Genomic DNA, 24,063 nt, shown 5'->3' on the forward strand with positions numbered 1-24,063 from the left:
CCAGACGCATTACATCACTGCATGCTTACTATAACGGCTTTCGCACAATTGACCCGGCAGCCTGCCCGTTTCGTGGCAGCGGAACGGCAAATCTATGATCTCCGTCGCGCAGACGCCGGCAGCTGACGCGTTGCCCTGTCGCCCATTACCCGATATAAGTTAACGTCTGCGGCTGAAATGTCGCCTGAATCCCCATGACTGTCACCAATAAGTGGACACTATGCAGATTGAAGACCTCCGGATTTATGTCGCCGTGATGCATGCTGGCAACTTTACTGCAGCGGCTGAGCAATTGATGTTATCGAAACAGTATGTCAGCCGCCGTATGGCTGCGCTGGAGGCGTCATTAGGGGTTCGCCTGCTGATTCGCAATACCCGCAAGCTGTCAGTAACGGATGCGGGGCTGCTGTTTGCGCAGCATGCTCAGCGTATCCTGGATGAGATTCAGGAAGCAGAACTGGCAGTGTCTGAGCAGCAGCAGGCGCTGCGCGGCACCTTCCGCATTAATATGCCGATGTCCTTTGGTATGAGCCACCTGTCGCCGCTGATCGCCGAGTTCCTCAGCCACCACCCGGCATTGCAGTTTCAGATTGAGCTGGCGGATCGCTATGCGGATGTCATTGGCGAAGGCGTGGACATGGCGATACGCATCGGCACCCTGGCGGACTCAACGCTGATTGCTCGACCGCTGGGCGAGCTGAAACGGGTGATCTGCTGCAGTCCCGATTATCTGAAACGGGCTGGCACGCCGCAGCATCCCGATGAGTTACTGCAACACGCCTGTCTGCGTTATGGACGAGAAGGTCAGAATGGCTGGGTGTTGCAGGTCAACGGCAAAGCGAAATGGCTGGCAGTTCAGGGACCGATGGTGAGTAACAATGGCGAAGTGCTGCGGGATGCGGCACTGGCGGGTTTAGGACTGGTGCTGCTACCCGCCTTTATCCTTGAGACTGCGCTACAACGTGGTGAGCTGGTGACGGTACTGGACGGCTGCCAGCCGCCGCCCCTCTCACTGAATGCGGTTTACCCGCAGCACCGTCAGCGCAGCGAAGTAAACCGTCAATTACTGGCGTTTTTACAGGCGCGTTTGGCGCCATAAGTGTGCCGGAAAGTTTAAAGCTGTTTTAACGCTGCAAACACTCTGGCCACCGCAACGGCACCTGGATCGGGCACGCCGTTGAGGTTAGCGCTATTGAGATAGGATGATCGGCCCGCCTTTGCTTTCCCCATACTGGCTGTCGCATCACTGCCCTGGTTTGCCGCATCCGACGCCTCAGTCAGCGATTTACCCGCCACCAGCGCCTTGATGGCCGGTTGCAGCGCATCAACCAACGTACGATCGCCGGGTTGTGCCCCGCCATACTGTTTCATCTTGTCCAGACCCTGCAGCAAGGCTTCGGGCAGTGCACCACCTTCTGCCATCTGCTGCGCGGCAGCCGTGAAAAAGATCGCCATCAGCACGCCGCTGGAGCCGCCCATCACCGTCGCCAGTCGTTCACCCGTTACCGCGAGCAGATCCGGTAAGGCATTTAACGGCAGTTTTTTATCCGCACATTCACGCTGGATCTGACGCGCGCCTGCAGCAAAGGTCGAGCCGGTATCGCCATCGCCCACCTGGGCATCCAGTTTATTCAGCTCGCTTTCGCTGGCAATCAGGGTTGCACAGATGCTGTTAACGAAAGCCGCCACCGTCGGGTTATCAGAGGGTTGGGCCGTCTGTGCTGTCGCCTCTCTGGGGGCAATAACAGGCTGCAGAGGCGCAATTTTAACAGCCGGAACCCAGCCGCTGACCTCTACCGGTGCGCAGAGCGCCTCTTTTAAAAGTGGCGTTAGCGCCATCCAGGTGACGGAAAATCCCTTCATATCCAGTGCCGTCATCAGCGGCGCCGGACCAATCAGCCACTCAGCCCCCCGACTGAGCGGCGACGCAATCACATCCCGCGTGACCAGACTCATCTCCAGCGCCGACATACCGCCAAGATTATTTACCAGCAACGCGCAGGGCTGATCGCGGCCCGGCATCACCTTCTCCAGCAGATGCTGCACAATATGCTGACTGTTTTGTGTCTGTATGACGTCAACGCCCGGCTCACCATGGATACCCAGCCCCATTTCAACGCCGCCGTCCGGCACTCGCTGCTCAGCCTGTTCTTCTGGCAGATGACAGCCAGAGAGCGCAACACCCATGGTGGCGATCGCACGACTGGCCTGCTCCGCCGCTTCAGTCACTGCCGCCAGGTCATCCCCACGTTCAGCAACAAAACCCGCCACTTTGTGCACCAGCAAGGTGCCCGCCACCCCACGTGGCTGAGGATTATCGGGTAACGCAACATCGTCACCGACAATGACCATATTAACGCTGAATCCGGCATTGCGGGCCTTTTCTGCCGCCAGACCAAAGTTGAGCCGATCGCCCGTATAGTTTTTCACAATTAACAGACATCCAGCCTCACCAGTGATATTGATGATGGCGTGATAAACCGCATCCACGCTGGGCGAGGCAAACACATCGCCACAAACCGCAGCCGTCAGCATTCCTTTGCCAATAAAGCCGACATGTGCCGGTTCGTGACCAGAGCCACCACCCGATATCAACGCGACCTGCTTCTTCTGCCAGTCATTGCGCATCACGATGCGAATGCGCGGATCGACCTGCAGCCGGACCAGATTGCGCCACGGGCTGGCGTAAATCATGCCATCTAATGCGCTGTTGACGAGATCATCCTTTTTATTCATTACGAATCGGGTCATGTCTTCATTCCTCATGGGCATGTCGGTTTGATGATGAAGCAGTGTTACATAGCTCAGGTGCCAGAGAGAAATGCATCCGCAGGGCGATACGTCTGATGTGGGAGATCCCGCACAAAACCCGCCAGGAGAGACGCCATAGCTTTTAATAATTAATTGATTTTATGGACATTTTAATTCTGCGAGAGGCGCGTCTGATCATATCCTGAGCGGTGAGTCATGGTGGGTGGAGCGGGTTAACAGAGAATATTTATTAACAGCGCAAAAATTTGAATAAAACAACCTGCTTTGATGCTGGACTGCGATGCCCATTACCTGAATGAGATTCGGGTTTCGCCAGCGATTGTTCAGAGGGCCTTGCCGCAGCAGTAGAGGTTTCAAGCGCATTTTTACAGTCTGGTTTCACCCTGAAATCGCCCACTTTCAGGATGAAACCAGAGAAAGGATCCAGAGGATTAGCCATGATTTCTTTAGATGCTAAACCCTGTACCCCCTTGATCTGGATCACAAAAATCAGCATCATGCGCAGCGAAAACGTTAATGACGCAGCGGAGATGACGATGACACTGTACCAGGGAATGCTAATTTTCTATGCCGTTGTTGCACTGGTCGCTACGCTGATCACGTTCTTCATCGCCAAAGATAAGCTGAGCATCAAACTCCTGAGCGCCTTTCTGGTGGGTGCGACCTGGCCGATGAGTTTTCCCGTCGCACTCATGTTTGCACTGTTTTAATTGACATACTGCCCTTAGCGACCACACTCAGATTAGACGTCACTGACCTGCAGACCGCCGGCAACCGACGTGGCTCGACTCATGACGGTTAAGAGGATGCGGATATGCGTATAATCAGTGTGATGGTTCTGGTTTCACTTCTCAGTGCATGTAGCGCCAGCGCCCCGTGGCACGCTGAAAAACCAGTTCCCGCAGCCGAAACCCGTCAGCAGACCTGTCAGCCCGGCACTGATCCCAGCCAGAATGAGTGCGGCCACTTCCCGGAACCTGAATTCCATTGATGACTAAACAGCAGACAGTGTGGCGAGATCGCATTTACGCTATTCCATCGCATAACAAGGCTTTACACGCCGCTACCCGGTCAGTAGAGTAGCGTCCAGACATCAATTCTGATGCGTAAGCGTTAACGTCAAGCAACGCCCCCGCAGCACTGCTGCCTGTGATGATCCCTGCCATGATGCCTGTACAACACGCCGCTAAATCTCTGACTGCGTTTTCTAGCGCTACGTTTTTTTTGTTCGTCCTGCTGCTTACTGCCGCGAACCTTCGCGCACCTATTACTGTCGCTGGCCCGGTATTGCAGGATATTCGTCAGACATTTGGACTCACTGCCGGTGAAGCGGGCCTGTTTAATTCTCTTCCACTTATCCTCTTTGCCCTGCTCGCTCCACCCGCCGCCTGGCTGGGAAATCAGCTTGGGCTGGAGCGGAGTTTGTGGGGTGCGCTGTGCCTGATCACGGCCGGTTCACTGTTGCGCTGGCACCCCGCCGAAGCAGCACTGTGGGGGGGAACGCTGCTGCTTAGCGCAGGCATTGCCGCCGCCAACGTCTTGTTGCCGCCACTGATTAAACGCGATTTCACCGCCCACACCGCTAAATATATTGGTCTCTATGCTGCAACAATGTCGATCACTGCCAGCCTGGCTTCAGGCATTGCCGTGCCGCTGAGCCAGCTTTCATCGGCCGGCTGGCGACTCTCGCTGGTCGTCTGGGCACTGCCCGGGCTGGTGGCGCTTATTGTCTGGCTGCCGATGTTGCGTCAGCGGCAGTCAACAGTCTCGGCAACCGATGCGCCCGTCGCGTATCGTCATCCCTGGAAATCAGCCGGGGGCTGGCAGATCGCGCTGTTTATGGCGCTGCAGTCACTGGCATTTTATACCCTGATCGACTGGTTTGCTGTCTTTGCTCAGGACAATGGCTTCAGTCAGACCCGTGCGGGCTGGCTGTTATTCTGGTATCAGGCGATTGCGATCATTGCCAATCTGGGCTGTATGGTGGTTCTGAAGCGGGTTAAGGACGCCCGGCTCACTGCATTCATTGCGTCATCAGGCATTTTCCTCGGCATGCTGGGTTTATTGCTCAATCCACAGTGGGCGATGATCTGGCTGACACTGGCCGGCCTTGGCGCAGGCGCATCACTGGTGCTCTGCCTTTCGCTGTTTAATCTGCGAGCCACGCATCATCGCCAGGCTTCGCAATTGTCAGGCATGGCACAATGTGTGGGTTATGCGCTGGCGGCATTTGGCCCTTTGTTTTTCGGCGTGCTCCATGAGCATAGCGGTAACTGGACGCTGCCTTTCGGTGTACTGGCCCTGCTGAGCCTGCTACAGATGCTGCTGGCTCCGCTGGCAGCGCAGTCAAAACCTATTAGCTGAGATTGCGGCGAGCCCCTAAAAAATAAAGATTTGCCGGTCGCGGCTGGATTGCTTCGTCGATCAGCAAGAATGGACGGGAGAAAAGTGCGTGTCTGAACTGAATAATGCTCTGCTGCAGGCCATCCTGGAGCAGGTTCGTCCACTGGTGCATCAGGGAAAAGTGGCTGACTATATCCCTGCGCTGTCTGATGTGGCTGCCGATAATCTGGCGATTGCGATTTGCCTGCGTGACGGCACCCTCTTTCAGGCGGGTGATGCTGAGACGCGCTTTTCGATTCAGTCGATCTCAAAGGCGCTCTCACTCACTGTGGCACTGACGCGCTATGACGACAGCGAAATCTGGCAGCGGGTCGGCAAAGAACCCTCAGGCCAGCCTTTTAATTCCCTGGTGCAGCTTGAGCTGGAACAGGGTAAGCCGCGTAACCCTTTCATCAATGCCGGTGCACTGGTGATTTGCGATCTGCTGGAAACCCGTCTGACTGCACCACGGCAGCGAATGCTGGAAATTGTGCGTCAACTCAGTCAGCAGCAAGATATCAATTATGATCGCCATGTTGCCCGTTCTGAATTTGAACACTCGGCCCGCAATGCAGCCATCGCCTGGTTAATGAAGTCGTTTGGTAATTTTGATAATGATGTCACCAGCGTGATGCAGACCTATTTCCACTATTGCTCACTTTCAATGAACTGCATTGAGCTGGCCCGCACCTTTATCTATCTGGCGAATCAGGGAAAAACGCTGGATGGCAGTCAGATGATCACGCCACGTCAGGCCCGACAGATTAACGCACTGATGATCACCAGCGGGATGTACGATGGCGCAGGCGAGTTCGCATGGCGCGTCGGAATGCCAGCTAAGTCAGGTGTGGGGGGTGGAATTATTGCTATCATTCCCGGCGAGATGAGCATCGCCGTCTGGTCACCTGGGCTGGACAGCGCGGGTAATTCACTGGCGGGAACCGCTGTGCTGGAATTGCTGACTGATAAGCTGGGACGTTCGATATTTTGATGCTGAGCGAGAATATTGAGCTCGCCGTCATAAAACACGGCGGGATTGCCGGATGTCGGTAAAGCCGTCTGATTTGAAGGGTGCCGCGCGCTGGAGATGTGAGGCATGAGGCACCAGTAATAATCAGAGCGCAAAAAATTTCTTAGTGTGAAATTTGTGCCAGATCGTCTTCATTCAGACCGGTCATCTGCATAACCGTGTTGCGATCCATACCATTCATCAGCATGTTACGCGCAATTCTCAGGCTCGCGCCACGAACACCTTCTTTTCGTCCCTGTTCAATACCCTGCTCGATGCCTTTCTCAAGACCTATCTGCTCAAGCTGTTGTGCAATAGTCATAAGTGCGTTCTCGTGTTGGGGCACATGCCGTGCCAGCTCCCGTACAAAGGCTTTGGCGTCTGATGTTTCGCCCGCCTGTACCATGTAGTGTACCAGCGATATCACCTGTGATGAAGAGTGATCGCCTGCCTTCAAAATGGATACCAGCCTGTCCATCAGATCTGTCAGATCTCGCTGCCGGATGTGCTTTTGCAACAGGGTCAGAGCCGCCATGCTGCGGTGTTGCATGATCTCATCGTCAGGAATCACCGTGACATCGATCAGCGGAAAACTGTGGCTGTAAAGCCTGTCCGCCAGCACCGGGTCATCAAACTCATCCAGCCACCGGTTCGAATAGGGATAGGGCGTGCGTCTGCCGGTGTAAAACAGAATGGGTATCACCAGCGGCAATTTCTTATGCCCGGCTTCAAGGTGGCGCTGCATAACTGCCACTGCATAGCGCATCAGCCGAAATGCCATGTGTTTGTCAGGTGCTGACTGATGCTCAATAAGTACATGGATATATCCATCGCCAGCGGTTGTTTTAAGACTGTAAAGCACGTCGCTGAAATACTGCCGAAGGTTATCCTCCACAAACGACCCCGACTCCAGCTTCAGGGTGCTGAGATCACAGCGTACGCGCAGCTCCGGCGGCAGGTGCAGCGCCATAAAATCCCGGGCAATATCCGGCTGAGTCAGAAATTGCCGGAATGTCGCATCATGAGGTGTGGGCGTGCTGTTCTTCTTTTTCACTGCCAGAATCCTTTCTGTTCCTGAAGCGCTTACAACGGCCGAGTCAGCCAGTAAAAGGCGCTAATTCCTGTAGCGCACGAACGTTTAGTCACTGATGGAGATAACGAAACTAATAGCCTGATTAATAACCACTGTAAAACGTGTCACCTGAATTCTACGAGGTTGCTCTGAATATCAACGCATGTCAGACATTAAAACTATTTCCGCCAGGCCTGACTCACCACATTAACCGGCTCGCCCTGCATAAAGGCCGCGATATTGGCCATCACGCCAGTCACCAGATTCTCCACACCGCTGCGACTCGCCCAGGCAATGTGCGGCGTCAGCAGCAGAGTTGGCAGATCCGCCAGCAGCGGATTGTCGGGCGCGGGCGGCTCGCTGCTCAGCACATCCAGCGCCGCACCCCCAATGACACCCTGTTTCAACGCGTCAGCGAGGTCGGCCTCGTTAATCAGTCCGCCGCGCGCGGTATTAATCAGCAGCGTATGCGGTTTCATTTTCTCCAGCGCATGACGATCGATCATCTGACGAGTGCTGTCACTCAACGGGCAGTGAAGCGAAATAATATCGCTGGTCGCCAGCATCTGCTCAAAGCTGACATAGCCCTCACGCACCCTGTCACTGCCTTTACGCTCGGCGTACTGCACCTGCATACCCAGGGCCTTAGCCAGCCTGCCGACCGCCTGGCCAATTTCGCCCTTGCCCACAATACCCAGCATCGCGCCGCCAATATCCCCTATCGGCTGACGATGCAGACAGAAGTGCTGAGCCTGCGGCCAGTCGATGCGGGTATTGCTGGCATAAGCCATCATCTGACGGCGCAGGGCAAAAATTGCGGCGATAACCGCCTCTGAAACGCTCTGGGTGGAGTAGCTAGGAACATTACTGACCACAATGCCGCGTGTACGACAGGCATCGAGGTCAATACAGTCATATCCGGTCGCCGCGACACAAATAAAACGCAGATCGGGTAAGAGTTTTAAGGTGTCGGCACGCAACGGCACTTTATTGGTGATCGCGACCGTGGCGCCCGTAAGCGCCGACACGATTTCACTGACCGAAGTCTGTGCACGAATTTCCCAGTCAGCATTCTGCTTTCGGGTCGGAAGTGAAACAGGCAGCGTGTCGCCATCCAGCATGACAATTTTCATTCTTAGTCCTTTATGGGTTCGGTTTAACTTCTGCCGAAACATTAATGTTATTTGTATGTGTTCTGGTGGTTACAACTACGTTAAATGATGCTGAAATTAAAGTGAATATGTTCAAAGAGTGCGAATTTTCTCGCTACAGAAGCCACTTTATTTAACCCTTTTATCCCCTTCGCGTTACACTGCCGCCCTGAATTCTGACCCCAAATGCCTGTTAAAATCATGCAGAGATCTGACATCCGACAGCGACTCACAGCCTGTATTGCGATACTGGCCGTGCTGCTGTTGTTTGTTGCCCCGATGATCTCTAAAAATCTGGCTGAACATCGCGCCATGATGCAGGATGCCTCTGCCATGAGCGCAGAGATGCCCATGATGGATCACCACAGCGAGATGGCGATGGGAGATCACGGGATGATGATGGGCCCGGGCTTTGCCTGTGGTTACTGCGATTTGCTGATTCATGTGCCGCTGATGCTCTGGGTCTTTATCCCGTTCATCTGGTGGATGTGCCTGATAAGCCGCGCCCCGCCTCCTTCTGCCATTAATCCGCCGCAATGGCGACGATTACTGCGCCTTCACCGACCGCGTGCGCCACCCTGTTTTCTGTCACAACGACAGCTAACTGATTCGATTGCGTGACAACGTCACCAGATCGCCTTTGTCTTTTGAAAAGTGTGGAATGCTATGTCCTCTAATCGGGAAATGTCCCCTGCACCACGCGGCACTGTTTTTAACCTGTTTCGCCGCCTGCATTTTTATATTGGCCTGTTTATTGCGCCGTTTATTTTCGTCGCCGCTCTCACCGGTACACTTTACGTTCTGACGCCACAGCTGGAACAGGCGATTTACCACGATGCCCTGACCACTGACGCGCAGGGTGTCGCACAACCGCTGTCAGCTCAGATTGCCGCTGCCCGTGCCCGTGCCGGTGAGTCCGCGCGCATTTACGCCGTGCGTCCCGCACCAGGCCCAAAGGATACAACCCGGGTGCAGTTTGCTGAGCCTCAGTTGGGTCCATCTGAGTCGCGCTCGCTGTTTATCGATCCCTACACCCTGCAGGTAAAAGGCGATATGACGGTGTATGGCACCAGCGGTGTGTTGCCGCTGCGAATGTGGCTGGATCAGCTGCATCGCGGCCTGCTGTTGGGAGATTTTGGTCGCAATTACAGTGAACTGGCGGCTTCGTGGCTGTGGGTCGCCGCGCTGGGTGGACTCATTTTATGGGCCGGCACGCGGCCACCACGACACCGTAAAAAAGCGCGGAGTGGCTTTGCAGTAACGCGTCACTGGCACGTCACGCTGGGTCTGATTCTGGCCATCGGCCTGGTGTTCTTTTCAGTCACGGGGCTGACCTGGTCACAGTGGGCAGGCAACAACATTGATAAGATGCGCAGCGACTTCGGCTGGACAACGCCGCAGGTTAACACCGCGCTGAAGGGTAACGTCCCTGCCGAAGCCGCCGATCCCCATGCTGACCATCGCGGTGCGATGGAAGGGATGACGATGTCCGGGATGACCATGCCAGCGAAAACCGCGCCGCCGGTGATCCTGAATCAGCCGAATGCCAGCTGGGATCAGGCCCTGGCGGCTGCACGTCAGGCCGGACTTCACGCCACGAAACTGGAATTACGTCAGCCTAAGAACGCTGAACAGGCATGGACAGTGTCAGAGATTGATCGCAGCTGGCCGAGCCAGGTCGATGCAGTTTCCATCAATCCGGTTAATTTCAGCGTGGTCGACCGCGTTGAGTTCGCCAGCTTCCCGCTGGTGGCGAAACTGACCCGCTGGGGCGTGGATGCCCATATGGGCGTGCTGTTTGGCCTGCCCAACCAGCTGATTCTGGCGCTGTTTGGCTTTGGTCTCTGCACAATGATTGTGCTGGGCTACCGCATGTGGTGGATACGTCGCCCGGCTGTTCCTCAGCTCAGCCCATCACAGACGCTGTTGTCCGCCTGGCTGTCACAGCCGCGCTACGCACAGGGTACCAGTCTGATTGTCATGCTGGCCCTGGGGTATGCCCTGCCCGTTATGGGTGTCAGCCTGATAGTGCTGATTCTGCTGGATATTCAGCGCTGGCGCAGTGCTCAGCGAGCCGCTATCGTTCAGGTGGAAATCGCCCCGGATAAGCAGTCGCCGCTGGCTATCGTTCAGTCGCGCTTCGCCGGTAAACGTAAAGAGATGCGTTATTTTCTGCGCAGCGTCACGGTGCTGGCGCTGATTGTCATCTCGGTAATGGCAAATGCGATGATTGGTGGCGTGATTGATCAGTATCAGATCCCTTTCAGCCACTGGTCACTGACCATGTATATCACTCAGGCGATGATGATCCTGCTCTACTCCACCGTCTTTACCGGACTGTTGTCGATTCCACTCTGGTATTTCTTTCTGGGTGAAAGTGACGAACAGGGCAAGTAGGCTGCCAGCCCGTCAAATTGTCTATTATTCAAAATAACTGACGAAGCCGGGCAAATCCCCCGGCTTCTCATTTTACGTCTGAGGTCTATGATCGTTGTTATTGGTCACTTTATATAAGAGCTAATCATGAACATTGTGCGAGCAAATCCTGAGCAACTTTTTGAGTACGGTCCTTTCACCGTTCGTCGCCAGCGGCCCGGCCCTGCCCTGAGCCCGCTGATCAGTGTTGACCTGATGTCGTTAAAACTGGATGCCCGAATTCCGATGCAGCAGCATCAGAATGAAGAAGTGTTCACTTATCTTTGGCGCGGTTCGATGCAACATCAGGACAGCAACGGCGAGCGCACACAGCTCTCTGCAAAGAAAGTGATGGTGGTCAATGCAGGTGAAGGTGTTCAGTACGAAGAGTCGGTGCCGCTGTATGAAGCGGAGCTGTTGCAGGCTGTGATTCGGCCTTCACAGCCGGGCGGGGAAGCGATGACTCAGGTGCTGGAACGCGACCAGGGTATTATGACCAACGGCTGGACCGAACTGGCCGGGCCAGAAACGTCTGACGCGCCACTGGAACTGCGCCAGGAGGTCTATGTCTACGACACGCTGCTGGCGCGCAACCATACGCTCAATGTGCCTTCAATGCCGGGATTTGTCGCTTATCTTACCGTGCTTGAAGGCATTATCCGCGTGGGCGATCACCGTCTGGGTCGTGGAGACGCCGTCAGCGGGCTGGATGACACCATTGAAATCGTGGGCGACCGTGAGGCTAATCTGGTCTGTTTCCTGGTGAAGCCCGATAATTTTGCATAACGAAGCGCGGGACAATCCCCGCGCTGATTAAAGCGTTTTACGTTGCTGCCTCGCCTGAAGCCGTTTATAGGCATGATCAAACTGACAGACATCGTCGCGCAGCCAGTGACGCTGCGTCAGCGGGGCATCATCCAGCGCCTGTGGCAGCGGCACGCCTCCCAGCGATCCCCGACAGCAAAAGGCGCGCGCCAGCGTTGGGGTTGCGATGCCAATATAGCGGGCAAATTCAGGTAGCGTCATCAGTGTTGTACTCATTTCACACCTCCAGTAATCAGATCTTCCCCGCTATTTTGACCCCAGTTATTAAATGCCTTTATTGATCTGAAACATAGATGTGATACTAATCTTCTGCCTGCTGATGAGATAGCTCGCCTACCGTAAACCAAAAAGAAGTGAGGAACCTGTGCGCCATTATGGATTGATGATAGCCCTTCTTTTTTCGGGTTTCGCCACTGCCCACACCCTGACAACGGGTTATCCTGTCCCCTACGTCTATGTCGCCGACAAAGGCGAAATGGTGCTGAAACAGGGCGACATACATTATCAGCGCTGGAACAGTCAGACTCTGACCGGAAAAGTGCGTCTGGTGATTCATGTGGCGGGTCGTCTCTCTGCGAAAGATCAGAGCGAGCCTTTAATCAATGCCATTCAGCAGGCCCGGCTGCCGCGAGACCGTTTCCAGACCACCACCATCGTCAATACTGACGATGCTCTGCCCGGCAGTGCCATTTTTGTAGTTCGCAGCATTGCGTCCAGTAAAAAGGCTGACCCATGGCAGCAATTCATTATCGACAGCAGTGGCGTTACCGCTCACAGCTGGCATCTTCTGCCGGAAAACGCGTCAGTGGTCGTCATTGATCCGAAGGGAATTGTGCGTTTCGCCAAAGATGGCGCATTATCTGACGAGGATGTCGCCAGCGTGATAAAAACGCTGCGCGCATTACTGGGTTGATTCAGGCAGAATGCCCCGTTAATTATCGACGTTAAACACGGAATGCTGCTGAATTTACCGACATTTTTATCTCTGTGAACTACACTTAGTTGTAATGGAATTACCCGCCGTTCTTTGAAAACCTGCCCACTATGCAAGGGCAGTCGGGGACGATTATTGAAGATGGCATCGAAGAATTTCGACCTGCTGTGACTTCCTCTGTAGATAAGGACAGCCATGATGACGGTCTGTGCAGAACAACACGTCAATTTCAACCGCAGTGAGGCTGCGAGCCTGTTGAACGACATTGAGCAACGGCTCGATCAGCTTTTACCGGTTGAAAGTGAACGTGACCTGGTCGGCGCTGCAATGCGCGACGGTGCGCTGGCACCGGGAAAGCGTATTCGTCCGCTACTGTTGCTGCTGGCCGCGCGCGATCTCGGTTGCGACGTCACGCCCACCGGTTTGCTTGATCTCGCCTGTGCAGTGGAGATGGTCCATGCCGCCTCCCTGATTCTGGATGACATGCCCTGCATGGATGATGCGCAGTTGCGTCGTGGACGTCCGACCATTCACTGTCAGTATGGCGAACATGTGGCGATTCTGGCCGCGGTTGCACTGCTGAGTAAGGCATTTGGCGTGGTCGCCATGGCAGAAGGCTTAACAGCGGCCGCCCGAGCAGACGCAGTCGCGGAGTTATCCCATGCGGTAGGTATGCAGGGACTGGTGCAGGGTCAATTCAAAGATCTCTCAGAGGGTGACAAACCACGCAGTGCTGATGCCATTCTGATGACCAATCACTATAAAACCAGCACGCTGTTCTGCGCCTCAATGCAGATGGCCTCCATTGTGGCAGAAGCGTCAGCAGAGACCCGCGAACAGCTGCACCGTTTTTCACTGAATCTCGGTCAGGCTTTCCAGTTGCTGGACGATCTTACCGACGGCATGGCCGATACCGGCAAGGATACCCATCAGGATGAGGGTAAATCGACGCTGGTGAATCTGCTTGGGCCTCAGGCAGTTGAAACGCGACTGCGAGACCATCTGCGTTGCGCCAGCGAGCACCTGCTCTCGGCCTGTCAGGACGGTTATTCCACACATCATTTTGTTCAGGCCTGGTTTGAGAAAAAACTCGCTGCCGTCAGTTAAGGATGCTGCATGAGCCACTACGCGGTCATCGCACCGCCCTTTTATAGCCATGTGCAGGCGCTTCAGCATCTTAGCCAGGCCTTAATCGCGCGCGGACACCAGATTACCTTTATCCAGCAGACGGACGTCAGCGCGCTACTCACCGACCGGCGGATTGGCTTTTTCCCGCTGGGCTTAGCCTCGCATCCCGCGGGCAGTCTGGCGCATACCCTGCAGCTGGCGGCGCATCCTCTTGGCCCGTCGATGCTGAAACTGATCAATGAGATGGCGCGCAGCACCGATATGCTCTGTCGCGAATTGCCGGTCGTGCTGAACACGCTGGCGATCGATGGCGTCATCGTCGATCAGATGGAACCTGCCGGTGCATTAGCAGCAGAGTTTCTGAATCTGCCTTTTGTTTCGGTTGCCTGTGCGCTGCCGCTAAACCGTGAGGCAGATTTCCCGCTGGCCGTGATGCCGTTTGACTATGCAGATACAGATCAGGCACGTGAACGCTATCGTACCAGTGAAAAAATCTATGACTGGCTGATGCGGCGTCACGATCGGGTGATCGCCCGCAATGCCCATGCAATGGGATTAGCACCGCGCGAAAAACTGCATCACTGTTTTTCACCGCTGGCTCAGATTAGCCAGCTTATCCCGGCACTCGATTTTCCCCGCCAGACGCTGCCCGATCATTTCCACGCGGTTGGACCTCTGCGCGCTGCGGAATCGTCATCGGCTGCGTCGCAGCCACGCTATTTCACGCAGGACGACAAACCCAGGGTTTTTGCTTCACTCGGCACGCTGCAGGGTCATCGCTACGGCCTGTTTAAAACCATTGTCCGAGCCTGTCAGGAGATCGACGCGCAGTTATTGCTGGCGCATTGCGGTCGCCTGTCACCGTTTCAGGCGGAGAAACTCGCGCAGGCCAGCCATGTTCAGGTGGTCGATTTTGCCGATCAGCCGGCGGCTCTGGCGCAGGCCGATCTGGCCATCACCCACGGCGGGATGAACACGGTGCTGGATGCGGTTAACCATCTGACGCCGCTTCTGGCGATCCCGCTGGCCTTTGATCAGCCAGGCGTTGCGGCCAGAGTGGTCTGGCACGGTATCGGACGTCGCGCATCACGCTTTACCACCAGCCACTCAATGGCCCGCCAGCTCCAGACCTTGCTGGCAGATGAGAGTTACGTTCAGCAGATGAAAACACTGCGCACCGCCCTTCGTCAGGCGGGCGGCACAACACTGGCAGCGGATATTGTCGAACAGGCGATGCTGACCCGTAAACCGGTGCTCAAGAGGAGAGATTATGCCGCGGTATGATCTTATTCTGGTGGGTGCGGGACTGGCAAACGGCCTGATTGCTTTGCGCCTGCGTCAGCAGCGGCCCTCCCTGCGCATTCTCTTAATTGATGCCGAAAGTGAGCCAGGCGCGCATCACACCTGGTCATTTCATGCGGAAGATCTGACTGAAACACAGCATCACTGGATTGCGCCACTGGTCGTTCATCACTGGCCCGGTTATGAAGTGCGCTTTCCTCAACGACATCGTTCCCTGAACAGTGGCTATTTTTGCGTGACCGCAGAGCGTTTTGCGCAGGTCATTCGTGACAGATTTGCGTCGGATCTGCTGCTAAACACAAGAGTGGCGAACATCGCTTCACGCTCGGTCACGCTGGAGGATGGCCGCGTACTGGACACTGACGCGGTGATCGATGGTCGTGGCTATCAGTCCGATACCGCGTTGCGTATGGGCTTCCAGTCGTTCGTCGGGCAGGAGTGGCAGCTCAGTGAACCACACGGACTGACTGAACCGATCATCATGGATGCAACGGTGGATCAGCAGGCAGGCTATCGTTTTGTCTACAGCCTGCCGTTTTCTGCCGATACACTGCTGATTGAAGATACCCACTATATTGATCACGCCACGCTGGAAGTCGACAGCGCCCGTCAGAATATCCGTGACTATGCCGCGCAGCAGGGCTGGAAACTGAATCAGCTACTGCGAGAAGAGCAAGGCGCGTTACCGATTACACTGACCGGCGACGTGGCTGCCTTCTGGCATAAACGCGATTTACCCTGCAGTGGTCTGCGTGCCGGGTTATTTCATCCTACCACTGGCTACTCTCTGCCATTGGCGGTCTCACTGGCTGATCGGCTGGCTCAGATGCAGTCGTTTACCTCTGAAACCCTGCACGCCACCATTGCGCATTTCGCCAGTCAGGCCTGGCAGCAACAGCGCTTCTTCCGCATGCTAAACCGGATGCTGTTTCTCGCGGGTCCGGCTGACCAGCGCTGGCAGGTAATGCAACGTTTTTATGGACTTCCCGAAGGTCTGATCGCCCGTTTTTATGCGGGAAAACTCACTTTGTCTGATCGGCTGCGTATCCTAAGCGGCAAGCCACCGGTTCCCGTACTGGCGGCATTACAGGCTATTATGACTCCTCACCGTCAACAGGCGATGCAATGAATAGAACGACAGTAATTGGCGCAGGCTTTGGTGGTCTGGCTCTGGCCATTCGCCTTCAGGCGTCCGGTATTCCCACCCGACTGCTGGAACAGCGTGACAAGCCTGGCGGCCGGGCTTATGTCTATGAGGATCAGGGCTACACCTTTGATGCCGGTCCGACGGTAATCACCGATCCGAGTGCCATTGAAGAGCTTTTTACTCTGGCGGGCAAAAGGCTCTCTGACTATGTCGAGCTGATGCCGGTAAAGCCGTTTTATCGCCTCTGCTGGGAGTCTGGCAAGGTATTCAGTTATGACAACGATCAGCCAGCGCTGGAAGCACAGATTGCCGCGTTTAACTCGCGTGATGTTGAAGGCTATCGGCGCTTTCTTGACTATTCCCGTGCGGTGTTTGCAGAAGGCTATCTGAAACTGGGCACTGTGCCGTTTCTCTCTTTCCGCGACATGTTGCGTGCTGCACCTCAGCTGGCAAAATTACAGGCGTGGCGCAGTGTTTACAGCAAAGTGGCAAGCTACATTGAAGATGAACATCTTCGTCAGGCATTCTCTTTTCACTCGCTACTGGTGGGCGGAAATCCCTTTGCCACGTCGTCAATTTACACCCTGATTCATGCACTGGAACGTGAATGGGGCGTCTGGTTCCCACGCGGCGGCACTGGCGCCCTGGTTCAGGGCATGGTGAAGCTGTTTGAGGATCTGGGCGGGGAAGTAGAGCTGAATGCCAGCGTTGCCCGTCTGGAGACGCTGGAAAATAAAATTACCGCCGTGCATCTGGATGACGGGCGGGTATTCCCGACCCGTGCGGTCGCCTCTAACGCGGATGTGGTTCACACGTATAGCGAATTACTGAGCCAGCATCCGGCATCGGTGGCGCAGGGGAAAACCCTGCAGAATAAGCGCATGAGTAATTCGCTGTTTGTCATCTATTTTGGCCTGAATCATCATCATGATCAGCTGGCGCACCATACCGTTTGCTTTGGTCCGCGCTACCGCGAATTAATTGATGAGATCTTCAACAAAGACGCGCTGGCAGAAGACTTCTCACTCTATCTGCATGCGCCCTGCGTAACCGATCCGTCACTGGCACCTGAAGGCTGCGGCAGCTACTACGTGCTGGCGCCCGTGCCGCATCTCGGCACCGCCGATATCGACTGGAGTGTTGAAGGTCCGCGCCTGCGCGATCGTATCTTCGACTATCTGGAGCAGCACTATATGCCGGGCCTGCGCAGTCAGCTCGTGACGCACCGCATCTTCACGCCGTTTGATTTTCGCGATGAGTTGAATGCCTATCAGGGCTCGGCGTTCTCGGTGGAGCCGATCCTGACGCAGAGCGCCTGGTTCCGCCCGCACAACCGCGATAAGACGATCAAAAATCTCTATCTGGTTGGGGCGGGTACGCACCCCGGCGCGGGTATTCCGGGCGTCATTGGTTCGGCTAAAGCCACCGCAGGATTAATGCTGGAGGATTTGGCTTGAACAGTCCGTCACTGCTCGACCATGCCGTAGAAACCATGGAAGTGGGTTCGAAAAGCTTCGCCACGGCATCGAAACTTTTTGATGCCAAAACACGACGCAGTGTGCTGATGCTCTACGCCTGGTGTCGACACTGTGACGACGTGATTGACGATCAGGTGCTGGGCTTCAGCAACAATACGCCGTCGCTGCAATCTGCGGAGCAGCGGCTGGCGCAGCTGGAGATGAAAACGCGTCAGGCCTATGCCGGTTCACAGATGCATGAACCTGCCTTTGCGGCCTTTCAGGAGGTGGCGATGGCGCATGATATTCTGCCTGCTTATGCCTTTGATCATCTTGCAGGTTTTGCGATGGATGTTCGCGAGACACGCTATCAGACGCTGGATGATACGCTGCGCTACTGTTATCACGTCGCGGGCGTGGTGGGTCTGATGATGGCGCAGATTATGGGCGTGCGAGACAATGCCACGCTGGATCGTGCCTGTGATCTCGGGCTGGCATTTCAGCTGACCAATATTGCGCGCGATATCGTTGAAGATGCTGAAGCGGGACGCTGCTATTTGCCCGCCGAGTGGCTGACTGAAGCGGGTCTGACACGAGAAACGCTGGCTGACCCGCATAATCGCCAGGCACTGAGTCGCGTGGCCCGTCGGCTGGTGGAGACGGCCGAGCCCTATTACCATTCATCGTTAGCCGGGCTGCCCGGTTTGCCGCTGCGCTCAGCGTGGGCGATTGCCACCGCGAAACAGGTGTATCGTAAAATTGGGATGAAAGTGGTTCAGGCGGGTCCACAGGCGTGGGATCAACGCCAGTCCACCAGCACACCCGAGAAACTGGCTATGCTGGTGGCGGCATCAGGTCAGGCGGTTACTTCCCGGATGGCACGTCCTGCTCCACGTCCCGCTTACCTCTGGCAGCGCCCCGTTTAACACCGTGACGTTCCCGCAGCGTCGCCTGCAGTTTTGACAACGGCGGCGCATAGAGGAAACCAAACGAGACGCAGTCCTCTTTGCCACGTACCGCATGATGCATGCGGTGCGCCATATAAAGTCTGCGCAGATAACCCCGGCGCGGAACATAGCGGAACGGCCAGCGTTGATGAACCAGGCCATCATGCACGATAAAATAGAGCAAACCGTAAAGCGTCATCCCCGCGCCAATCCACTGCAACGGCCAGACACCTGTGCTGCCCAGATAAATGAGCAAAATCGACAGGCAGGCGAATACCACTGCATAAAGGTCGTTAACCTCAAACCAGCCTTTATGGGGTTCATGATGTGACAAATGCCAGCCCCAACCCCAGCCGTGCATAATATATTTGTGCGCCAGTGCAGCCGTTATCTCCATACCGATAACGGTGACCAGAACAATCAGGGCATTCCAAATCCACAACATAGTTTCTCCCGAGCATGCATCCTGCAAAGTGGCGCAGAGGTTCAATTTTAACAGAAGTTGGGGAAAACCGCGTTCAGGAGATAAACAGAGGATAACGGGAACGGGGCGGGCACCTTCGTGCGTGAAACACCTTTCAGGTTAAATCGTGATCCATTGGTGTGCGAAACGCGTGACGTGCAGCAACCATTAACTGACTGGCGGTTACCGTGGCGGGCAATCGCATTAAAATTTTACTCGCCTGCCAGTAACATAAGACCATGACCTCATCCTCCTCTTTTTCTGCCAGTTCATGCAATCGGGCGCGGAGTGACAGCACATTGATACTCTGCTGCTCGTCCAGCATGTCTGAGATCGTCTGGTTAATGACGCGATGCAGAGTTTTCCAGGTGAGATCGGTATGCAAATTTAACCTCTTTTAACGCTTATCGGCTCGGGGCAGGCGATAAGCAGGAAAGTCGCAGAGATGGCTTCATCATGCAGATAGCAAACTCTGCGGGTAACTATAGCGCTCTTCAGTTCAGCTGACGATAAAGAGTCAGATAATGAGAATGCTAATGCCTTTAATTCTAGCGATCAATGGACCTGCCTGTCTCCTGTTACGCGCCGGCCAGTGATTGATTGCTGATTTTTGTAACAATTGCGGCTGATTCTCAACTGGCTGAAATAAAGAGGATTTGCCAGAGTAAATGTCTTACCTTCCTGTTTATCTTTTAGGAGTTACCGATGTATCAGCATGCTGATGTCCTGGTGTGGGGCCATGGCCCCGAAGTATTTGAAGTTTTCCTGGAACCTACCTGTCCTTTTTCGGTACGTGCATTCAATAAATTAGACGCATTACTGGCGCACGCAGGTGAAGATAAAATCACCGTGAAGATCCGGCTGCAATCTCAGCCATGGCATCTTTATTCCGGGCTGATTGTCCGCTATATCCTTGCCGCCGCCTGCGAAAGTAAAGAAGCGGCGAAGAAGGTGATGCAGGCGGTGGCCGATCATCGTGAAGAGTTCGAATTCACCGACCACTGCACCGGCCCGAATCGCGATACCACGCCAAACCAGATTCTGGACCGTCTTAAAGCGTACAGTGGCGTAGATGCCAGCGCCGCGTTTGATCAGCCTGACCTGCAGACCGCGATTAAATGGCACTGCAAGTATGCTCGTCAGAATGGTATCCACGTTTCCCCGACCTTTATGGTCAATGGTCTGGTACAACCTGAAATCAGCAGTGGTGACGACATCGAACATTGGTCGAGCTTTCTGATGCGTTAGTTTTACGTGCGCGGCCGCCGTTGCCGCGCCAGTCTTAAAACCATCACTAAGAGTGTCAGAACGCCATCTCTTTCAATGTGCTGATAATTATGGCTGTTTTCCCGTAAGCAGGCCGGGTAAGCTGTACGGCTATTAGCAGCGTTTGAGCCGTTGCTACATCCTCTAAACGGCGCCGCTGGCCTGCAGTTATGCTGGTCAGGCGCTTATTTCACTAAGGATTTGCAGATGACAATGACGCTTGAACAGATTCAGAACAAATATCCGGGTGCATTTACAGATGCATTTGGTGATTCTCCGGAATTAGCCAGCGAGCTCGCAACGCTGATTATTGCCGGAAAGAAGGTGGCTACCTGCGGTTCATTGCGGAGCTGGCAGGCGCAGGATGCCTTACCTCAGCCGGGCGGTTACAGCATTGTTCTGAACGGCGAAAAGCAGCCGGTGTGTGTTATCCGCACCACCGGACTGTTCCTGACGCGCTTTGATCGCGTGACGCCAGAGATGGCGATGCTGGAGGGTGAAGGCGATCTCAGCCTCGACTACTGGCGACAGGAACATCAGCGCTACTTCGAACGTGAAGGCTATTTCCACAGCGAAATGGAGCTGATCTTCGAGACGTTCCAGCTGGTCGAGGTGATTTAAACCCGCCTCCTACAGCGTGTTTGCTGCCATCAGCGCCAGCCGCGTAACGCCCCGCGCGGCAAGGTTCTCCGCCGCCTGGGCGGCACGCATGCCACTGGCACACACCAGCACCACGCGCTGATCGGATGGCGGCTGCCAGGCTGCTATCTGCTGCGGCAGAATCCGTAGCACCGTATCAGCCACACTTTCAGACGCCTCCTCCAGACTACGCAGCTCCACAACGCAGTCATCATCCCTGAGCATCAGACGATCGATAAAAGGCGTGCCCGACGCGTCAGGCTCAGGTGCATCGTCGAAGCGAAACTGCCTGATGTGCCAGTCCACAAAGTCACACTGGATCATGCAGCCAAGCGGCGATGGCATCAGCCTGAGTAATACACTCAGTGCCATCTGTGCCTGCATTGCACCCAGCGTCGCCACCGCAGGTCCCATTACGCCAGCGGTATTGCAGTTACCCGAGGCCACGGGCAACTGCGGGAAAACTGCGCGATAGCCGGGCGCACCGCCGCAGAATCCGCCGACATACCCTTTACGCCCCAGCACCGAGGCGCAGATCAGCGGCAGGCCGCGCGGATAGCAGGCGTCAGAAAGCTGATAAGTAATGGCGAAGTTATCCGCAGCATCCACCACCAGATCGATTCCCTCCAGCGCCTGCGGTAGCTGACTGGCGCTCAACAGGTGTGAATGCGCCTCGACAAGGCAGTCAGGATTTCGCTGCGCCAGCGCACGCTGCGCACAGAGTGCTTTGGGCTCGCCCACATCGTCGACACCAAATAACGTCTGCCGGTGAAGATTGTGCAGTTCAACACGATCGCCATCGTAAAGGCGAATAAATCCCACGCCCGCACCTGCCAGTAACGGCAGCAGGGTGGCGCTGAGGCCGCCCGCGCCCACCACCAGCACACTTGCCATTGCCAGCCGCTGCTGCCCCGCTTCGCCAATTTCAGGCAACATGGTCTGTCGCTGATAACGCGCCATTGTCTCTCCTCAGAACTGTGCCAGACCAAAAATGGGCGTAGAGGCAGAGGCCATATCACGCTGCTCCATCAGTCCCGCCTGGAATCCCTGATGTCCACCATAAATTGCAGCAGCAAACGCACCGGCCATCCGCACCGGATCGCGGGCTTTTGCCACCGCCGTGTTGAGCAGCACACCGTCGAAACCCATCTCCATAGCCTGTGCTGCCTGACCTGGCGATCCGATACCTGCGTCGATAATCAGCGGCACATCTTTAAACCACGCACGCATCGTGCGCAGCCCTTCGATATTGCGCAGCCCCTGACCGGAGCCAATTGGCGCGCCCCAGGGCATTAGCACTTCGCAACCCGCTTCCAGTAGTTTTTCACCGACAATCAGATCTTCGGTGGTATAGGGAAAAACCTGGAAACCGTCAGCGCAGAGGATCCGCGCGGCTTCAACCAGTGCAAAAGGATCGGGTTGCAGCGTGTCAGCATGGCCGATCACTTCCAGTTTGATCCATGGCGTGTCGAACAGTTCACGCGCCATTTGCGCTGTTGTCACGGCTTCTTTTACCGTGTGGCAACCGGCTGTATTCGGCAGAATGCGTTTGTTGAGCTGTTGCAGTAGCGTGCGGAAAGCACCCCCTTCGCTGCCCTCCCGTCGAAGGCTGACAGTAATGATTTCTGCACCTGAGGCGTTGATCGCCTGCTGCAGAATGTCGGGAGACGGATAGCCAGCAGTACCCAGAAGAAAGCGGGATTGCGGCGCGAATTGATAGAACATCATTAACCTCCCTGCATCGGTGACAGGATTTCCAGCTGATTACCCGCCTCAAGTTGCTGGCTGGCATACCGGCTTCGCGGCACAAACTCACCGTTCAGTGCGGCGGCGACGGAGCGCGGGTCGATCTGCTGCTCCTGCAGCAGTTCCGCCAGCGTGCCTGCATCGGTTTCAATCGTGCGTCCATTAAGTTGAACTCGCATGAGTCATCTCCTGAGTCAGTTGCAGTATGAGGTTTTCAGCCATGATCGGAGCCAGCAAAAAGCCATGGCGATACAGCCCATTGAGCGAAAAACGGCCATCCTCAAAGCGGATCTCCGGCAGGTTCTGTGGATAGGCAGGCCGCAGGCCGGTGCCGCTCTCCACAATCCGCGCTTCAGCCAGCGCCGGATGCAGACTATACGCGGCGCTTAGCAACTCCATCATGGCTCTGGCGCTAATCGAACTGCTGTCGTGACTTTCGACCATGGTGGCACCCAGCATGAAGTGCCCTTCTGCGCGCGGCACCAGATAGCAGGGAAAGCGAGGATGCAGCAGCCGGACAGGACGGGAGAGCTGAACGTCATGCGTCTGGAGGACCAGCATTTCACCCCGTACGGCGCGAAGCGCGGGCTGCTGATCCGTGGCGTGAATGCCACGGCAGTCAATGATGGTGCCGGTGGGTTTACCACTGTGTAAAGGCACGCCAGCCTGTTGTAGTGTGTCACGCAGTTGCTGCATCGCGAGGCGGGGATCGAGATGCGCCTCCGCCGCAAAATACAGACCACGGGCAAAGCGATTTTCAAGCACTGGTTCGATATCACCCGGTACGACCCACTCATGTTTTTCCGTCATGCTGGCAAAGCGTGTCAGTTCGCGGCTGTCTCGCGGCGGCGCAACCACCAGCGTGCCCTGCTGCTCCACGCCATCAACACGTTGCGACCACCAGCCTGCAGCGTGCTGGCCCCAATCAATCACCTGCTGAGGCGCGCTTTCCGCTTCGCACCAGGGCGCGAGCATGCCACCCGCCCAGTGTGAGGCGGCACGACAGTCAGGCTGCGTAATGATTTCGACGGTTTCGCCCCGCTCCATCAGCAGTGTGGCGACGCACAGCCCGGCCACGCCACTGCCAAGCACCGACCAGCGGCTCATGATGTCCACCGGCGAGGAAGAGAGGGATTCAGGTTGAGATATTCCACTTTGGCCTCGTTATCCGTTAACGAAGACCCGTGATACGGAGGGAAAAGGCAGAGACGTCGCGAATGCACCCCTGCGGCAAGTATCTGATGCGATACCCGTCTTCCTACGCCAGTATCAACTGGGTCAGGTTCTAAGGGTCGCTAAGCCGCGCGATGCGCTATTAGCCTCTCAGTCTCTCTGGCGAGACTCCCCTGACGGGTTTAGTTGTAAGTTAAGCGGGCAGCTTCGTCAAGCGCGCACGGGATGGCTGCTC

At 55.6% G+C, this 24,063-nt stretch carries 27 protein-coding genes and 1 riboswitch; of the genes, 16 read left to right on the forward strand and 11 right to left on the reverse strand.

What is annotated here, in order from left to right:
* Nucleotides 1–220: 220 nt before the first annotated feature.
* Nucleotides 221–1,099 (forward strand): LysR family transcriptional regulator, encoded by an 879-nt coding sequence (locus tag P2R09_RS04215; RefSeq protein WP_275767405.1) that lies wholly within the window; start codon nucleotides 221–223, stop codon nucleotides 1,097–1,099.
* Nucleotides 1,100–1,113: 14 nt separating this feature from the next.
* Here the strand turns inward: P2R09_RS04215 and P2R09_RS04220 are convergent, their stop codons facing one another.
* Together P2R09_RS04220 and P2R09_RS04225 are read right to left on the reverse strand one after the other, a co-directional pair.
* A complete protein-coding gene (locus P2R09_RS04220) occupies nucleotides 1,114–2,751 on the reverse strand; it encodes a dihydroxyacetone kinase subunit DhaK (protein WP_275767407.1) in 1,638 nt (545 codons plus the stop codon).
* Nucleotides 2,752–3,001: 250 nt separating this feature from the next.
* On the reverse strand, nucleotides 3,002–3,211 hold the full coding sequence (locus P2R09_RS04225) for a hypothetical protein (protein ID WP_275767409.1): 210 nt from the start codon (nucleotides 3,209–3,211) through the stop codon (nucleotides 3,002–3,004).
* Nucleotides 3,212–3,308: 97 nt separating this feature from the next.
* Between P2R09_RS04225 and P2R09_RS04230 the strand changes: the two genes are divergently transcribed.
* From P2R09_RS04230 to glsB, 4 genes are all read left to right on the forward strand, one after another.
* Entirely contained in the window at nucleotides 3,309–3,482 is a 174-nt protein-coding gene (locus P2R09_RS04230) for a GhoT/OrtT family toxin (RefSeq protein WP_008924737.1), read from the forward strand.
* A gap of 104 nt (nucleotides 3,483–3,586) precedes the next feature.
* Nucleotides 3,587–3,763, forward strand: coding sequence for a hypothetical protein (locus P2R09_RS04235; RefSeq protein WP_275767411.1), 177 nt, complete (start codon nucleotides 3,587–3,589; stop codon nucleotides 3,761–3,763).
* Nucleotides 3,764–3,936: 173 nt separating this feature from the next.
* Entirely contained in the window at nucleotides 3,937–5,136 is a 1,200-nt protein-coding gene (locus tag P2R09_RS04240) for an MFS transporter (RefSeq protein ID WP_275767413.1), read from the forward strand.
* 88 nt (nucleotides 5,137–5,224) lie between these two features.
* Nucleotides 5,225–6,145: a glutaminase B gene (glsB, locus tag P2R09_RS04245; RefSeq protein ID WP_275767416.1), complete on the forward strand. Its 921-nt coding sequence runs from the start codon at nucleotides 5,225–5,227 to the stop codon at nucleotides 6,143–6,145.
* A 142-nt stretch (nucleotides 6,146–6,287) separates the two neighbouring features.
* Here glsB and P2R09_RS04250 read toward each other — a convergent pair whose 3' ends face one another.
* Together P2R09_RS04250 and P2R09_RS04255 are read right to left on the reverse strand one after the other, a co-directional pair.
* Nucleotides 6,288–7,217, reverse strand: coding sequence for an Rpn family recombination-promoting nuclease/putative transposase (locus P2R09_RS04250; protein ID WP_275767418.1), 930 nt, complete (start codon nucleotides 7,215–7,217; stop codon nucleotides 6,288–6,290).
* A 197-nt stretch (nucleotides 7,218–7,414) separates the two neighbouring features.
* Nucleotides 7,415–8,368 carry a D-2-hydroxyacid dehydrogenase gene (locus P2R09_RS04255; RefSeq protein ID WP_275767420.1) on the reverse strand — a complete coding sequence of 318 codons (954 nt, stop codon included), beginning with the start codon at nucleotides 8,366–8,368 and terminating at the stop codon, nucleotides 7,415–7,417.
* A 219-nt stretch (nucleotides 8,369–8,587) separates the two neighbouring features.
* On the opposite strand from P2R09_RS04255, the gene P2R09_RS04260 reads away from it, so the two are divergent.
* From P2R09_RS04260 to P2R09_RS04270, 3 genes are all read left to right on the forward strand, one after another.
* Entirely contained in the window at nucleotides 8,588–9,007 is a 420-nt protein-coding gene (locus P2R09_RS04260; RefSeq protein ID WP_275767422.1) for a DUF2946 domain-containing protein, read from the forward strand.
* Nucleotides 9,008–9,052: 45 nt separating this feature from the next.
* A complete protein-coding gene (locus P2R09_RS04265) occupies nucleotides 9,053–10,783 on the forward strand; it encodes a DUF2534 family protein (protein ID WP_275767424.1) in 1,731 nt (576 codons plus the stop codon).
* Nucleotides 10,784–10,909: 126 nt separating this feature from the next.
* A complete protein-coding gene (locus P2R09_RS04270) occupies nucleotides 10,910–11,587 on the forward strand; it encodes a pirin family protein (RefSeq protein WP_275767426.1) in 678 nt (225 codons plus the stop codon).
* A gap of 27 nt (nucleotides 11,588–11,614) precedes the next feature.
* Here P2R09_RS04270 and P2R09_RS04275 read toward each other — a convergent pair whose 3' ends face one another.
* Nucleotides 11,615–11,842: a hypothetical protein gene (locus P2R09_RS04275; RefSeq protein ID WP_275767428.1), complete on the reverse strand. Its 228-nt coding sequence runs from the start codon at nucleotides 11,840–11,842 to the stop codon at nucleotides 11,615–11,617.
* 166 nt (nucleotides 11,843–12,008) lie between these two features.
* Here P2R09_RS04275 and P2R09_RS04280 point away from each other — a divergent pair, with 166 nt between their 5' ends.
* The 6 genes from P2R09_RS04280 to crtB all read left to right on the forward strand — a co-directional run bounded on the left by P2R09_RS04280 (nucleotide 12,009) and on the right by crtB (nucleotide 18,520).
* Complete coding sequence (locus tag P2R09_RS04280; protein ID WP_275767430.1) at nucleotides 12,009–12,539, forward strand: YtfJ family protein; 531 nt, start codon at nucleotides 12,009–12,011, stop codon at nucleotides 12,537–12,539.
* Between the two features lie 219 nt (nucleotides 12,540–12,758).
* Nucleotides 12,759–13,667: a polyprenyl synthetase family protein gene (locus P2R09_RS04285; RefSeq protein WP_033742919.1), complete on the forward strand. Its 909-nt coding sequence runs from the start codon at nucleotides 12,759–12,761 to the stop codon at nucleotides 13,665–13,667.
* A 9-nt stretch (nucleotides 13,668–13,676) separates the two neighbouring features.
* Complete coding sequence (locus tag P2R09_RS04290; protein ID WP_275767432.1) at nucleotides 13,677–14,972, forward strand: glycosyltransferase; 1,296 nt, start codon at nucleotides 13,677–13,679, stop codon at nucleotides 14,970–14,972.
* Nucleotides 14,959–16,119, forward strand: coding sequence for a lycopene beta-cyclase CrtY (crtY, locus tag P2R09_RS04295; RefSeq protein WP_275767434.1), 1,161 nt, complete (start codon nucleotides 14,959–14,961; stop codon nucleotides 16,117–16,119). Before P2R09_RS04290 ends, crtY begins: the two co-directional genes overlap by 14 nt.
* Entirely contained in the window at nucleotides 16,116–17,594 is a 1,479-nt protein-coding gene (locus P2R09_RS04300) for a phytoene desaturase (protein ID WP_275767436.1), read from the forward strand. The genes crtY and P2R09_RS04300 overlap by 4 nt, the downstream gene beginning before the upstream one ends.
* Nucleotides 17,591–18,520, forward strand: a complete 930-nt coding sequence (gene crtB, locus P2R09_RS04305) for a 15-cis-phytoene synthase CrtB (RefSeq protein WP_275767438.1) — start codon at nucleotides 17,591–17,593, stop codon at nucleotides 18,518–18,520. The genes P2R09_RS04300 and crtB overlap by 4 nt, the downstream gene beginning before the upstream one ends.
* On the opposite strand, the gene P2R09_RS04310 is transcribed toward crtB, so the two are convergent.
* Nucleotides 18,459–18,986, reverse strand: coding sequence for a sterol desaturase family protein (locus tag P2R09_RS04310; RefSeq protein ID WP_275767440.1), 528 nt, complete (start codon nucleotides 18,984–18,986; stop codon nucleotides 18,459–18,461). The two genes, crtB and P2R09_RS04310, sit on opposite strands and share 62 nt — an antisense overlap.
* Nucleotides 18,987–19,119: 133 nt before the next feature.
* On the reverse strand, nucleotides 19,120–19,389 hold the full coding sequence (locus P2R09_RS04315; RefSeq protein ID WP_003851569.1) for a hypothetical protein: 270 nt from the start codon (nucleotides 19,387–19,389) through the stop codon (nucleotides 19,120–19,122).
* Between the two features lie 320 nt (nucleotides 19,390–19,709).
* Here P2R09_RS04315 and P2R09_RS04320 point away from each other — a divergent pair, with 320 nt between their 5' ends.
* Nucleotides 19,710–20,252: a thioredoxin domain-containing protein gene (locus tag P2R09_RS04320; protein ID WP_275767444.1), complete on the forward strand. Its 543-nt coding sequence runs from the start codon at nucleotides 19,710–19,712 to the stop codon at nucleotides 20,250–20,252.
* 225 nt (nucleotides 20,253–20,477) lie between these two features.
* Nucleotides 20,478–20,891, forward strand: a complete 414-nt coding sequence (locus P2R09_RS04325; RefSeq protein ID WP_275767446.1) for an ASCH domain-containing protein — start codon at nucleotides 20,478–20,480, stop codon at nucleotides 20,889–20,891.
* 9 nt (nucleotides 20,892–20,900) lie between these two features.
* On the opposite strand, the gene P2R09_RS04330 is transcribed toward P2R09_RS04325, so the two are convergent.
* From P2R09_RS04330 to P2R09_RS04345, 4 genes are read right to left on the reverse strand one after another with little or no spacing between them, the layout of a single operon-like run.
* Nucleotides 20,901–21,869, reverse strand: coding sequence for a HesA/MoeB/ThiF family protein (locus P2R09_RS04330; RefSeq protein WP_275767448.1), 969 nt, complete (start codon nucleotides 21,867–21,869; stop codon nucleotides 20,901–20,903).
* Between the two features lie 9 nt (nucleotides 21,870–21,878).
* Complete coding sequence (locus P2R09_RS04335; protein ID WP_275768090.1) at nucleotides 21,879–22,634, reverse strand: thiazole synthase; 756 nt, start codon at nucleotides 22,632–22,634, stop codon at nucleotides 21,879–21,881.
* Between the two features lie 2 nt (nucleotides 22,635–22,636).
* Complete coding sequence (gene thiS / locus P2R09_RS04340; protein WP_003851578.1) at nucleotides 22,637–22,834, reverse strand: sulfur carrier protein ThiS; 198 nt, start codon at nucleotides 22,832–22,834, stop codon at nucleotides 22,637–22,639.
* Entirely contained in the window at nucleotides 22,818–23,762 is a 945-nt protein-coding gene (locus P2R09_RS04345) for an FAD-dependent oxidoreductase (RefSeq protein WP_275767451.1), read from the reverse strand. Before P2R09_RS04345 ends, thiS begins: the two co-directional genes overlap by 17 nt.
* A 131-nt stretch (nucleotides 23,763–23,893) precedes the next feature.
* A riboswitch (TPP riboswitch) is annotated at nucleotides 23,894–24,013 on the reverse strand.
* Nucleotides 24,014–24,063: the final 50 nt, after the last annotated feature.

Origin of the sequence: Pantoea sp. Cr_R13 (assembly GCF_029222565.1) — a bacterium.
Lineage (GTDB): Bacteria > Pseudomonadota > Gammaproteobacteria > Enterobacterales > Enterobacteriaceae > Pantoea > Pantoea eucalypti.